7 protein-coding genes are annotated in these 13946 nt (G+C 66.3%); 3 read left to right on the top strand and 4 right to left on the bottom strand.

Annotated features, from left to right (window positions below):
• Window positions 1-21 precede the first annotated feature (21 nt).
• Complete coding sequence (gene ctlX, locus EAG14_RS03250; RefSeq protein ID WP_240456916.1) at window positions 22-1059, top strand: citrulline utilization hydrolase CtlX; 1038 nt, start codon at window positions 22-24, stop codon at window positions 1057-1059.
• A gap of 36 nt (window positions 1060-1095) precedes the next feature.
• Here the strand turns inward: ctlX and EAG14_RS03245 are convergent, their stop codons facing one another.
• From EAG14_RS03245 to uvrA, 4 genes are all read right to left on the bottom strand, one after another.
• Entirely contained in the window at window positions 1096-1467 is a 372-nt protein-coding gene (locus EAG14_RS03245) for a hypothetical protein (protein ID WP_121728046.1), read from the bottom strand.
• 489 nt (window positions 1468-1956) lie between these two features.
• Window positions 1957-4767, bottom strand: coding sequence for a polysaccharide deacetylase family protein (locus tag EAG14_RS03240; protein ID WP_121728045.1), 2811 nt, complete (start codon window positions 4765-4767; stop codon window positions 1957-1959).
• A gap of 106 nt (window positions 4768-4873) precedes the next feature.
• The gene (locus tag EAG14_RS03235) at window positions 4874-5329 is read right to left on the bottom strand and encodes a hypothetical protein (RefSeq protein WP_121730268.1); all 456 of its coding nucleotides are present in this window, start codon (window positions 5327-5329) and stop codon (window positions 4874-4876) included.
• Window positions 5330-5449: 120 nt separating this feature from the next.
• Entirely contained in the window at window positions 5450-11344 is a 5895-nt protein-coding gene (gene uvrA / locus EAG14_RS03230) for an excinuclease ABC subunit UvrA (RefSeq protein ID WP_121728044.1), read from the bottom strand.
• 192 nt (window positions 11345-11536) lie between these two features.
• Here uvrA and EAG14_RS03225 point away from each other — a divergent pair, with 192 nt between their 5' ends.
• Window positions 11537-12649 carry an ABC transporter substrate-binding protein gene (locus tag EAG14_RS03225; RefSeq protein ID WP_121728043.1) on the top strand — a complete coding sequence of 371 codons (1113 nt, stop codon included), beginning with the start codon at window positions 11537-11539 and terminating at the stop codon, window positions 12647-12649.
• Between the two features lie 154 nt (window positions 12650-12803).
• Window positions 12804-13922 carry an ABC transporter substrate-binding protein gene (locus EAG14_RS03220; RefSeq protein ID WP_121728042.1) on the top strand — a complete coding sequence of 373 codons (1119 nt, stop codon included), beginning with the start codon at window positions 12804-12806 and terminating at the stop codon, window positions 13920-13922.
• Window positions 13923-13946: the final 24 nt, after the last annotated feature.

Raw genomic sequence — 13946 nt, 5'->3', positions numbered from 1 at the left:
CCCTACCCACGCACCTTCGCCATGACCGCAACGACATCCCCTGCCCTGCCCCACGGCCAGCGCCCACTCCCGTCCATGCAAGCCCCAGCCGCCGTGGTGATGGTGCGCCCGCACCACTTCCACCCCAACCCCGAAACCGCCGCCGACAACGCCTACCAGCGCAGCAGCGGTGCACCGCCCACCGAGCTGGCACGCCGCGCCCATGCCGAGGTGACCGAGGCCGCGGCCCGCATCGCCCAGGCGGGCGTGCGCGTGCACCTGTTTGACGACACCAGCGCACCGGGGCAGCCCGGCACGCCCGACTCGGTGTTCCCCAACAACTGGTTCTCCACCCACGCGGGCGGCCATGTGGCGCTGTACCCCATGTACGCGCCCAGCCGCCGCCGCGAGCGGCGCCACGACATCATCGAGCAGCTCAAGGCCCAGTACCGCGTGCAAGAGGTGGTGGACTACTCCGGCCTGGAGCAGGACGGCGTGTTCCTCGAAGGCACAGGCGCCATGGTGCTCGACCACATCGGCCGCGTGGCCTACACCGCCCAGTCGCACCGGGCCAACCCGGTGGCGCTGGAGCGCTTTTGCACCCACTTCCAATACGAGCCCCTGGTGTTTGCCACGGCCGATGCGGCAGGCCAGCCCTGCTACCACACCAACGTGATGCTGTGCATTGGCACCGGCTTTGCGATGGGCGGCTTTCACATGGTCAGCGACCCGGCCCGGCGGCGCGAGGTGCAGGAGCGGCTGTGGGAGAGCGGCCGCACCATGATCGACCTGAGCCCGGAGCAGATCGGAGACTTTGCCGCCAACGCGCTGGAACTGCAGGGCACGGCGGGCCCCGTGCTCGCCCTGTCGGCGCGGGCGGCCGCCAGCCTCACGCCCGCACAGCGCCAAGCCGTGGAGCAGCACGCCACCCTGCTGCCCCTGGCCGTGCCCACCATCGAACTGGCCGGTGGCTCGGTGCGTTGCATGCTGGCAGGCATCCACTTGGCACCACGGCTGGGCATGCAGGCCACACAGCCGCCCGCTGCAGAGTTTCAAGCCATATTGGCGCCTAGCGCTTGATAGACAAGCGCTAGCAGCTATTATTTCAATAGCAAATCACACACCGAAAGACGGTGGCTGCGCCTGCAGTTGCGCATCACACCCCACGCCCGAGGCAATCCACCGCCGCGCCAGGCGCGACAAGCCGCGCACCACCCAGGGGTGGCGCCAGCCGGTCACGCTGGCCGGGTCGGCCACCATGCCGCACCAGTAGCGCTGGTCGGCATCGCTCCAGCGCAGGGCCACGCAGGCGCCATGGCGGCGGCGTGACACCAGCACGCCCAACGGGCAGGGCTCGGCCAGGCAACACAGGCCGCAGCCGTTGCAGGGCGCACCCTCGGCAGGCTTGGGCGGCGCGGCGGGGTGCAGCCACACCACTTGCCCCGATGGGGGCGAAGGGTGAGGACCAGGCGCATGCGGGGTATCCATGTCACTCACCGTGTGGGGCCTGGGCCCACCGCTTTGGGGAGCGGCTCGGCACGCTGCGGCCCGCAGTACCGGAAATACGGGGGATGCGATAAGTGGCGGCGGTGAAGGAATGGGAGCATGGTGCAGGGCCCGTCAGAGCGGAGGAGGCAAGCGTCCGGGGGAAGCCATCCCCCATTCTGCGCAGGCACTTCAGCGTGGGCGTTTGATTGTGCATGCCTTGGAATAAAAAATCCCGCTCGCCCAGGGACTGGGGGAGCGGGATAAAAAGACCGGTCAAAGAGGGGAGGGAGGAGAGAACGACCGGTCCCAGGGGTAACCCCGTGCTGACAACCTGCATCACCGACCACGGGGGCTGTGGGATCAGCGGGCTGGGCACTGGGGCTATCGTAGGCACGGCGCCCCACTGGCCACATCAGACAGCCGCCCACCTGCCTGTAGGACAGCGCCGGACACGGCGCCCAGCGCCCGATGCCCCAGCCCGATGCCCCTTCAGCGTTGCCCCAGGCGCTCCCGCAGCTTGTCCGCAGCGGGGCCTTTGGGTGCCAGCTCCAGATAGGTCGCATAAGCCTTGTTGGCACGCTCGGCATCTCCCGCCTTTTCATGGGCTTCGCCCAGGTTCAGGTAGGCCACGGCGCGCGAGGGGTCCATGCGGATGGCGTTGTCAAACCAGCGCGCCGCCTCTACAAACTTGTCCTGGCGGTAGTAGATGAAGCCCAGGTTATTGGCGGCCAGCGCAAAGTCGGGCCGCAGCTTGAGGGCTTCGGTGAACTGGGCCTCGGCCTGCTCGTACTGCTTTTCGCGGTAGAGCTGCAGGCCCCGGTCGTTGGCGCGCTGTGCAAGCTGGCGGTTGGACAACGCCACCGCCTGCGGGGGCGTGATCTTCTGGTCGTTGCCCTGCAGGTCCTTCACCACCACGGGCGCCACCACCTTGGGCACGGGGCCTGCGGCACCAGAGGCGGCAGACTGAGGCGCTGGCACGGCGGCAGGCTTGCCCGCATCGAGCTTGGTGTTCATGGCAATCGCTTCGCTGCCCAGCTGGGTGCTCTGCGCGCTCAAGAACTCGGTTTCGGTGGGCAGCTCAAACACGAAGTCGCCACCTTCGGAACCCGGCAGGCTGCCAAACGCGGGCGTCTGGCTGGAGGCGGAGGCCACGGCAGGCGCCACATACGCGGCCAGCTCGGTGGCGGTGATGATGCCGTCACCATTGAGGTCGCCCTTGCCGCCCAGGCCCTGCAGCAGCGCCCAGGTGAAAACCGAGTGCCCGTTGGGCCCGCCATCGGCCACCAGTTGGTCGGCGCCACCGGCCGTCAGCATCTGCCGCCCCACGCGCTTGGCGTTGTCACGCAGGAAGTTGCCATTGCCGCCCCCGCGCGTCAGGCCCAGGCCGCTGTAGCAGGCGTCCATCACAAACAACGTGTGCTTGGCGGTCACGCTCTCGGCAATGTTCTGCAGCTCGCTCATGGGAATGGCATCGGTCGCAAACTGCTGTGGGTCGGAATCGACCGGGATGATGTAGCCCAGGTCGCGCCCCGAGGTGAGCTTGCGCGTGGCGCCGTGCCCGGCGAAGAAGACGAACAGGCGGTCGTTCTTCTGCATGCCGCCATGGGCCAGCTTGTCGTGGAAGGCGGCCAGGATGTTGGTGCGCGTGGCTTCCTTGTTCTCCAGCGTGACGATGCGCTCGGCCGCAAAGCCGAACTTCTGGATCAGCGTCTCGCGCACCGAGCGCGCATCGCGCACGGCGTACTGCAGGCGTGGCCAGCGGGCGTATTCGTCAATGCCCACCACAATCGCCCAGGACTGGCTGTAGCCACCCGCCGCAGCAGCGGGGCCCGGAGCTGCCGCTGCTGCGGCTTGCGCGCCCTTGGGCACCGCAAAGGCCTTGCCATCCCAGGTGGCGAACTGGTAGCCATCGGCCACCAGCTTGGAGAGGATGCCGGGCAGCGCCTTCACGGTGCGCTCGTGGATGTCGTGGAACAGGATGATGCCCCTGCCCTCCTTCTCCAGCGTCGACAGCACGCGCTGGGCAATCGATGCAGGCACCGGGTCGGCCCAATCCAGCGAGTCCACATTCCACATGACTGAGCGCAGGTGCGCCGCGCTCAGGATGTCCATGCCCTCGGCGTTGCGCGCGCCGTACGGAAAGCGGAACAGCACGGAGCGGCGCTCGTCCACCGAGGTCAGCAGCTTGTCCGTCACCAGGATTTCATCGCGCAGCGCATCGCCACTGCGCTTGGACAGCTGCGCATGCGTGAGGCTGTGGTTGGCCAGCACATGGCCCGCCGCCTGCAGCTGCTTGCTGACCTGGGCTCGCGCATTCAAATGCGGCTTGCCGTCGGCGCCCACGGTGCCCAGGTTGCTGCCCACCTGGAAGAAAACGCCCGGCACGTCGTACTGCTTGAGAATGGCCGCGATCTCCGGCGTGTAAGTGCCGTGCGGGCCGTCGTCAAAGGTCAGCACGATGGTCTTGGGGGGCAGGTCGCGGCCCGAGAACTCCGCGCCTTCAGTGGTCTTAGCCTTGCCTTTGCCCTTGTCACCGGCCCCTGGCGCAGCGGCGGGCTCGGGGTATGGCAACACCACACCATGGTCGCGCAGGATGGCCTCGCGCGGGTACAGGCGCTGCAACTGCGCCACGTAGTCGTCCCAGCGCTCGCGCTTCAAGGTGATGCCCCGGCTTTCAAAGCGGCCAAAGACCTCACGGATTTCTTTTTCGTAGTTGCGCTCGATCTCGGCCAGCGCATCCAGGTCTTCGCCAATGCGCTTGTGCAGCTTGATAGCGGGCAAAGTGCCGTCGCGCGCCATGGTGGCCTGCCACTGGCGCAGCACCTCGCGAAAGGCCAGCCGGTCGGCGTCAAACAGTTCCGGGTCGCTCTCCACATAGTCGAGCAGCGCGGGCAGCACCTGCAGCCGCACACGCGGTGCGGCCAATGGCCCCTCTTCCAGCAACGCCACCAGCTCTTTGGCTTTGGCAATGTTGGCGTGGAACAGCGCCATGCCCGCCTGGTTGGCGGCGGCTTTCTCTGCCGCCCCCAGCTTGGCCTCATCGGCCAGCAGCACAATGATCTTGCGGTAATTGGCCAGCACCTCGCGCAGCGGTGCCATGGCCTGATCGCGCTGCGCGCTGTCCGTATCCCCTCGCCCCACGGCACTGGCCGTTGCGGGCTGCCCTGCACCACCGCTCAAGGGCTGCGCACCTGCCACATGCTGCTGCACCCCACCAAACCAGATTCCTGCGGCCAAACCCGCCAGCACTACGCCAGCACCCGCCACTGCCAGCCAAGGCTTCACTTGCTTCACCTGCATCCCCACTCCCTGAGATTGTTCTGCCGCCGCAGATCCAGCGGCGGTCAAAACCCGAGTATCTCAGTCTTGCAGAGGGGCCCCGCTGGCGCGCAGGGCGGGGGCTACATCAACAACCTGCAGGTCGGTTAGGGCGCATGGGCACAATGCCGCTGACACGCACCGTGGCCCCGGACCCATCGGTGGCCGTGAGCACCTTGCGCGTCAGCTCCACACGGTCAAGGCTACGAACCACCGCCGTGTCAATGGCGTCGCCACTGGCAAATTCACGGCCAGCAAAGGTGAGGTACGCCACGTACAGTGCCTCGGTATTGCTGCGGTAGCGCAGATCGCCAAACGCCGTGGCCGACGAACCCACCTTGTTGGCACCATCAAAGCGGAAGGCGCACAGCTCGGGCGTGGAACCAATGGGGTTGGAGCGCTCGACGTCCGTCAGATTCAAGGCCCCGTTGCCGTAGACCCCGTTGAGGCCATCCACCGTGGATTCAGTCACGGTGAGCACCCCAGGCTCATTGCTGGGCGTCGGGTCGTCGTCATTGCCACCGCCACACAGCGCGTGCGCCATGTTCAGCGCCGCGCGTAGGACATCGGGCAGCACGGTTGTGCGCGCCCCATCCACAACGTGCAGCACTCTGCCGCACGGCCATCGGCCAGAACGCAACCGGTGGCCCGTGAAGCGCACGGCTCAGCGCGCCAACACCGCCGCCAGCGCCTTGCCGGTGTGCGTGCCCGCAGCCACCACGTCTTCGGGCGTCGCAGCCGCCACAATGCGACCGCCCGCGTTGCCACCTTCAGGCCCCAAGTCCAGGATCCAGTCGGCCTCAGCGATCACATCCAGGTCGTGCTCGATCACGATCACGCTGTGGCCGCCATCGACCAAGCGGTGCAGCACGCGGATGAGCTTGTCCACGTCGGCCATGTGCAGGCCCACGGTGGGCTCGTCGAGCACGTAGAGCGTGTGCGGCGCCTTCTGGCCCCGTCGGCCCACCTCGTCGCGCACCTTGGTCAGCTCTGTCACGAGCTTGATGCGCTGGGCCTCGCCACCACTCAGCGTGGGTGACGGCTGGCCCAGTGTGAGGTAGCCGAGGCCCACGTCCTGCAAGAGCTGCAGTGGGTGCGCAATGCTGGGCATGGTGGCGAAGAAGCCCACGGCCTCGTCCACCTCCATCTGCAGCACATCGCCAATGCTCTTGCCGCGCCAGGTCACGGCCAGCGTCTCGGGATTGAAACGCGCGCCGTGGCAGGTCTCGCACGGCACCTTTACATCGGGCAGAAAGCTCATCTCGATGGTGCGCACACCCGCGCCTTCGCAGCTGGGGCAGCGGCCTTCGCCGGTGTTGAAGCTGAAGCGCCCGGCGGCATAGCCACGGGCCTTGGCCTCCAGTGTTTCGGCAAACAGCTTGCGGATGGTGTCCCAGAAGCCGATGTAGGTGGCGGGGCAGGAACGCGGCGTCTTGCCAATGGGTGTCTGGTCCACTTCGAGCACACGGTCAATGCTCTCGAAGCCCGACAGGCCCGTACAACCCACCAGCGGCGGCGCCTTGCCTGCATCCATGGCATCACGCCCGGCCTTGGTGCTGCGCTGCTGCACCCAGGCCTGCACATTGGCGAGCAGCACGTCGCGCGCCAGCGTGGACTTTCCCGAGCCACTCACGCCCGTCACCGCCACCAGGCGGTGCAGCGGCACGGTGGCGGTCACGTTCTGCAGGTTGTGCAGCTGCGCTCCATGCACGGTGAGCCAGCGCATGGCGGCGCGTTCCTTGGCCTCGGTCAACGCGTCAGCCGCCAGCGATGCGGCCTGGGCCGCACGCTTCTTGACGGCCGCGCTCTGCCGGCCGGTGGGAGCCGCCGCCTCGGACTGTGCAAAGGCGGCCGTGGCCTCGGCGCTCACCTCGCCAGCCACCATGCTGCGGCGCAGCTGCAGCGGGTGCTTCATCGCGTGCAGCAGGTAGCGGCCGGTCTGCGAGTCTTCGGCCCCCGTGATGTCGGCCACGCTGCCCTGCGCCACCAGGCGCCCGCCGCGTTTGCCCGCACTCGGGCCGATGTCGATGATGTGGTCCGCGCGGCGGATGGTGTCCTCGTCGTGCTCCACCACCACCAGCGTGTTGCCCTTGTCGCCCAGCTTGTGCAGGGCATTGAGCAGGATCTGGTTGTCGCGTGCGTGCAGGCCAATGGTGGGCTCGTCGAGCACGTAGCACACGCCCTGCAGGTTGCTGCCCAGCTGCGCGGCCAGACGGATGCGCTGCGCCTCGCCGCCGCTGAGCGTGGGCGCCCCCCGGTCCAGCGTGAGGTAGCCCAGGCCCACTTCTTCCAAAAATTCGAGGCGGCTCTGGATCTCGGGCACCAGGTCGCGGGCGATGTCGGCCTCGCGCTGGGTCATGCCACCTTCGATGCGCAGGGTCTCGATCCAGCGGCGCACGTCGGTTACCGAGAGTGCGGCAATGTCGGTGATGCCCACGCCTGCAAATCTGACCGCACGCGCGGTGGCGTTCAGGCGTGTACCACTGCAGCTCGGGCAGGCGGTGTCGGCCAGGTCTTCCACCTCGGGCTCGGCAAAGGTCTGCTCACGGCCTTTTTCCTTGTCGTCCTGCACCGAATCGTCAAACACCTTGCGCTGGTCCTTGGTGAGCTTGACACCCGTGCCCACGCAGTCGGGGCACCAGCCGTGTTTGCTGTTGTACGAGAACAGGCGCGGGTCCAGCTCGGCATAACTCGTGGCGCACACGGGACAGGCACGCTTGGTGGAAAACGCCTGCAGCCTGCCAATGCCCGCCGTGGGCTGGCCGCTTTCCATCGCAGCGCGCAGACTGGCCATGTCGCTCAGCACATGCACCACACCCTTGCCATGGGTGAGCGCGTCGGCCAGTGCCGTGCGCAGCGCGGCTTCGTTCTCGGGCGACACATCGAGGCTGGCCACAGGCAGCTCGATGGTGTGCTCCTTGAAGCGGTCGATGCGCGGAAAGTTGGTGGTGGGGAGGAAGTTACCGTCCACGCGCAGGTGCGTATGGCCCCGCGGGCGGGCCCAGTCAGCCAGCTCGGTGTACACGCCCTTGCGGTTCATCACCAGCGGCGCAAGCAGGCCAATGTGCTGGCCCCGGAACTGCGTGAGCAGCTGGGCCGCGATGCTCTCGGGCGTCTGCGGCTGCACGGCGGCGCCGTCCTTGGTGCAGTGCTGGGTGCCGAGCTTGACGTACAGCAGGCGCAGGAAGTGCCACACCTCGGTGGTGGTGCCCACGGTGGACTTGCGCCCGCCGCGCGAGAGGCGCTGCTCGATGGCCACGGTGGGCGGAATGCCGTACACCGCATCCACCTCGGGCCGGCCGGCGGGCTGCACGATGGAACGCGCATAGGCGTTGAGCGATTCGAGGTAACGGCGCTGGCCTTCGTTGAACAGGATGTCGAACGCCAGCGTGGACTTTCCCGAGCCGCTCACGCCGGTGACCACGTTGAACTTGCCGCGCGGAATGTCCACGCTCAGGTTCTTGAGGTTGTGCTCCTTGGCGTTGATGATTTCAATGGCGTTTTTCGCCGCTGGCGCTTTATCCATAAGCGCAGCACGCTCCTGTTTTCGTAGCGCAGCAGCTTTTTCGTGCACCGAGTGGCCACCGATGCCCAGGGTCAGTTCGTAGTCGCGCAGGGCCAGGCCGGTGTGCGAACTGGCGTGCTGGCGCACATCTTCGGGCGTGCCCTCGGCCACGATGAGGCCGCCCGCGTAGCCGCCCTCGGGGCCCAGGTCGATGAGCCAGTCGCTGGCGCGAATCACATCGAGGTTGTGCTCGATGACGATGAGCGAGTGCCCTGCGTCGATCAGCTTGCGCAGCGCGCGCATGAGCTTGGCGATGTCGTCAAAGTGCAGGCCGGTGGTGGGCTCGTCGAACAGGAACAGCGTGCCCTTGCGCGCCACCGTCTGGCGCGATTTGGACGCGCTGCGCGCGGCCTCGGCCAGGAAACCCGCGAGTTTGAGGCGCTGCGCCTCGCCGCCGCTGAGCGTGGGCACGGGCTGGCCCAGCGCCACGTATTCGAGCCCCACATCCACGATGGGCTGCAGCGCGCGGATCACATCGCGGTCGCCCGCAAACAGGTCGGCTGCCTCGGCCACCGTGAGGGCGAGCACGTCCGCCACGTTGAGGCTGCGGCGGCTACCGGAGGGCCCTTCGGTACCACGCTCAATGGTGATCTCCAGAATCTCGGGCCGGTAGCGCTTGCCGTCGCAGTCGGGGCAGCGCAGGTACACGTCGCTCAGAAACTGCATCTCCACATGCTCAAAGCCTGAGCCCCCGCAGGTGGGGCAGCGTCCATCGCCGCTATTGAAGCTGAACTTGGCGGCGGTGTAGCTGCGCTGCTTGGACAGCGGCGCCACGGCAAAGAGTTCGCGGATGCTGTCCCATGCCCCCACATAGCTCACGGGGTTGGAGCGCGCGGTCTTGCCGATGGGCGACTGGTCCACGAACACCACGTCCGACAGGTGGTCGGCGCCCAGCATGCGGTCGTGCGCGCCCGGCGCATCCGTGGCCTTGCCGAAGTGGCGCAGCAGCGCGGGGGCGAGCACGTCCTGGATCAGGCTGGACTTGCCCGAGCCGCTGACGCCGGTGACGGTGACCAGGCGCTGCAGCGGAAACTCGACCGACACGTTCTGCAGGTTGTGCTCGCGCGCGCCTTCGAGGATGAGGCGTGGCGTGGATTCCGTCACCATGCGCTTGAAGCCAAAGCCCACATGCTTGCGGCCGCCCAGGTAGGCGCCGGTGAGCGTGTCGGCATGGCGCAGGTCGGCCGTGGTGCCGTCAAAAACGATCTGCCCACCCAGCCGGCCCGGCCCGGGACCCATGTCGATCATGCGGTCGGCCGCCAGCATCACGGCCGGATCGTGCTCCACCACCACCAGCGTGTTGCCCGCATCGCGCAGGCGCAGCATGGCCTCGGTGATGCGGTGCATGTCGCGCGGGTGCAGGCCGATGCTGGGTTCGTCGAGCACGAAGAGCGTGTTGACCAGCGAGGTGCCGAGCGCCGTGGTCAGGTTGATGCGCTGCACCTCGCCGCCGCTGAGCGTGCGGCTTTGCCGGTCCAGCGTGAGGTAGCCGATGCCCACGTCGCACAGGTACTTGAGGCGCGTGGTGATTTCTTCGTGCAGCAGCTTCAGCGCCTGGGCATCGCCACCCTTGGCGTCGTCACCCACTGGCAACTGCATGCGCGCAAAGAACTGGCGCAGGCGGTCGATGGGCAGCAGCATCAGGTCGTGCAGGCACAGGCCGGGCAACGCCTCCAACTGCTCACGCGACCATTGGACGCCCTCGGGCAGGAAGCGCTTGCCGGGCTCCAGCACCGCATCGGCGTCTTCCTTGCGGCCGATGCGCCAGAGCAGACTTTCGGTCTTGAGGCGTGCACCGGCGCAGGTGGGGCATGGCGTGTAGCTGCGGTACTTGGACAAGAGCACGCGGATGTGCATCTTGTAGGCCTTGCTTTCCAGGTACTCGAAGAAGCGCTTGATGCCATACCACTGCTTGCTCCACTGGCCGTCCTTGTAGCCGGGCGCGCCGCCGATGACCCATTTCTTCTGGTCGTCAGTGAGCTTGTACCAGGGCGTGTCGCGCGGAATGCCCGCCGCCTCTGCGTGGCGCATGAGGTCGTCCTGCGCCTCCTTCCATGCAGGCGTCTGGATGGTTTTGATGGCACCGGCGCGCAGCGTGAGCTTGTCGTTGGGGATGACCAGGCCGTAGTCCACGCCGATCACGCGGCCAAAGCCCCGGCAGCTGTCGCACGCGCCCACGGCGGAGTTGAACGAGAAGGCCGAGGGGATGGGGTCGCTGTAGCGCAGGTCGCTGTCGGGGCAGTGCAGGCCGGTGGAGAAACGCCACAAATCCGGTTCCCCTTCATCTACCAGCCGATACACGTTGAGTCGCCCTGTGCCGCGCTTCAGTGCCACCTCGATCGCCTCAATCACACGCACCTTCTCGGCGTTGCCCAGGCGGAAGCGGTCGGCCACCACGTCCAGCACCTTGCGTGGCCCTGTGGGAGTGCCCACTTCGCGCTCAGCCTGCACCTTGGTGAAGCCACTGGCAGACAGCCATTGCTCAACCTGCTCTGCGCTGGTGTTGGCGGGCAACTCTACGGGGAAGGTCAGCACGATGCGCGGGTCGCCCGCTGCGGCGCTGCGCTGCTGTAGCTCCGCATAAATGGTCTCGGGCGTGTCGTGACGCACCGGCTGTGCCGTCTGCTTGTCGAACAACTGGCCGGCACGCGCGAACAACAGCTTCAGGTGGTCGTTCAGCTCCGTCATCGTGCCCACGGTGGAACGGCTGGAGCGCACCGGGTTGGTTTGGTCGATGGCAATGGCCGGGGGTACGCCTTCGACCTTGTCCACGGCGGGCTTGTCCATGCGGTCGAGGAACTGGCGCGCATAAGCACTGAAAGTTTCCACATACCGGCGCTGGCCCTCGGCGTAGAGCGTGTCGAACACCAGACTGGATTTGCCCGAGCCGCTGGGGCCGGTGACCACCGTGAGTTCTCCGGTGCGGATGTCCAGATCCAGGTTCTTGAGGTTGTGCTGGCGTGCGCCACGGATGCGGATGGTTCCCTGGGTCATGGAGTGCTTTGTAGGTGGACGTTGGGGAGTGAGGCGAAACATTCTAGGCAGCCCCTGCTGACAACGCCATGGCAGCAGCACGAGACCCCAAAAACCGGGCCCGCGCAAACCAGTGCGCCCAGCAAGGGCGCTTTCAGTTGGTTACAAGAGTCCGTTAAAGTACCGGCAACAAAGAAACACAAGGAGACAACCATGCGTGCATGGAAACAATGCGGGGCTGCCGTGGCCCTGTGCGCGGCGCTGGGCGCTGCAAATGCCCAACTCTTGATCGGGCAGACCGCCGGGTTCACCGGCCAGGTGGCGGCTGGCGTGAAGGAAACCTCAGACGGTGCCAAGCTTTACCTGGACAGCGTCAACGCCAAAGGCGGTGTCAATGGACAAAAGATCGAGGTGGTGGCGCTGGACGACAAGTTTGACCCCAAACTGGCGGCCGATAACGCCCGCAAGTTGATCGAAGACAACAACGTGCTGGCGCTGTTTCTGAACCGGGGCACACCACACACCGAGGCCATCATTCCGCTGCTCGACAAGCATGGCGTGTCGTTGGTGGCGCCCTCCACCGGCGCCATGGTGCTGCACCAGCCCGTGCGCAAATATGTCTTCAATGTGCGCGCCACGTATCAGCGTGAGGCCGAAAAGGCCATGACCCACTTGGCCTCCATGGGCATCTCTCGCATCGGCGTGGTCTATGCCGATGACAGCTTTGGCGCCGATGGTCTGGCCGGGGCACAAAAGGGCCTGGTCGCCGCCAAGATCACCCCCGTGCTGCAAGAGAAGTTCGACCGGGCCAAGCCAGAGTTCACGCCCATTGCGGCCAAGCTCGCCAAAGCCGACGCGCAAGCGGTTTTGATCATTGCATCGGGTTCTGCCGTGGTGGATGCCAACAACGCCATTCGCGCCGCAGGCTCTGCCGCGCAGATCGTGACGCTGTCCAACAATGCCTCGGCGGGCTTTGTCAAAAGCCTGGGGGCCAATGCACGGGGCGTGATCGTGACCCAGGTTTACCCCAATGAGCGCGCAGTGACCTACCCCATGGTGAAAGAGGCACAAGAGCTGGCGCGTGCCAAGGGCCTGGGCGACATCAGTCCGGCCATGCTGGAAGGCTTTGCAGCAGCCAAGGTGCTGGTGGAAGGCCTGAAACGCGCCGGCCCCAAGCCCACCCGAGAAAAGGTGCAAGTGGCGCTGGAGAGCCTGCGCAAGTTCGACCTGGGCGGGCTGGAAGTCACCTACGGCCCTGACGACCATACGGGGCTGGACTTTGCCGATCTTTCCATCATCGGTACGGACGGCAAGTTCCGACGCTGAACGGAGGGCCCGTCGACGATCCCGCAGGGAATCGTTACCAGACCCTCACCCCAGGCTGGCGGCTTGCTGACAGCCCAAACCCCTGTGGGAGGTTGGTGTCACCCTTTGTAAATACACTGCGGACACCCGCAGACACGACAAAGGAGACATCCTCATGAAGCCATCCCTTCCATGGTTGCGCACTAGCCTGACGCTGGCCCTGCTGGCCTGGGGCACCTGCCAGGCCCAGATCCTGATTGGGCAGACGGTGGGGGTCACCGGATCGGCCGCTGCCACCGTGCAAGAGGCATCCCAAGGTGCCTCGCTGTACCTGGACCATGTCAACGCCAAGGGCGGCGTGGGCGGGCAGAAGATTGAGCTGCTGACGCTCGACGACAAATTCGACACCAAGTTGACGCTGGACAACGCACGGGTGCTGATCGAGCAAAAGGGCGTGCTGGGTCTGTTCATGACCCGGGGCACCCCCCACACGCAGGGCATATTGCCGCTGCTGGAGCAGCATGGCGTACCCCTGGTGGGCCCATCGACCGGGGCCATTGCCCTGCACAAGCCTGTGCACAAGTACGTGTTCAACGTGCGCGCGCCCTACCAGCACGAGGTGGAAAAGGCGATCTCCCACCTGAACACCTTGGGCATCAAGCGCATTGGCGTGGTGCACGTGGACGACACCTTCGGCTCGGACGCCCTAGCGGGCGCCATGTCGGGCTTCAAGGCCAACCAGCTGGAAGCCCTGTTTGTGGAGAAGTTCGACCGCACCAAACCCGACTTCACGGCACTGGCACCGCGCGTGGCACAAAAGCAGCCCCAAGCCGTGGTGTTTGTGGGCACCGGGGCGGCGGTGGTGGATGGCATCAAGGCGCTGCGCGGCGCGGGCGTTACCGGGCAGATCGTGACCTTGTCCAACAACGCCTCGGGCGGCTTCATCAAGGCGCTGGGTGATAGTGCACGGGGGGTTGTGGTCACCCAGGTGCTGCCGTCAGAGCGTTCGCTCAACTACCCGCTGGTGAAGGAAGCGATGGACTTGGCCAAAGCCAAGAACATTGCAGACCTCACCCCGGCCATGCTGGAGGGCTTTGTCAGCGCCAAGGTGCTGGTCGAAGGCATCAAGCGCGCAGGCCCCAAGCCTGACCGGGCCAAGCTGCAGGCAGGCCTGGAGAGCATCAAGAAGCTGGACCTGGGTGGGCTGGAATTGTCTTACAGCGCCACCGACCATTCAGGGCTGGATTTTGCAGACCTGGCCATCATTGGCGCCGACGGCAAATTCAAACGCTGACCCCCAAGAATGGCATCAGCCCAA

This window comes from Acidovorax sp. 1608163, from assembly GCF_003669015.1.
Taxonomy (GTDB): Bacteria; Pseudomonadota; Gammaproteobacteria; order Burkholderiales; family Burkholderiaceae_C; genus Acidovorax.
This window is presented reverse-complemented; position numbering and strand designations above follow the sequence as displayed.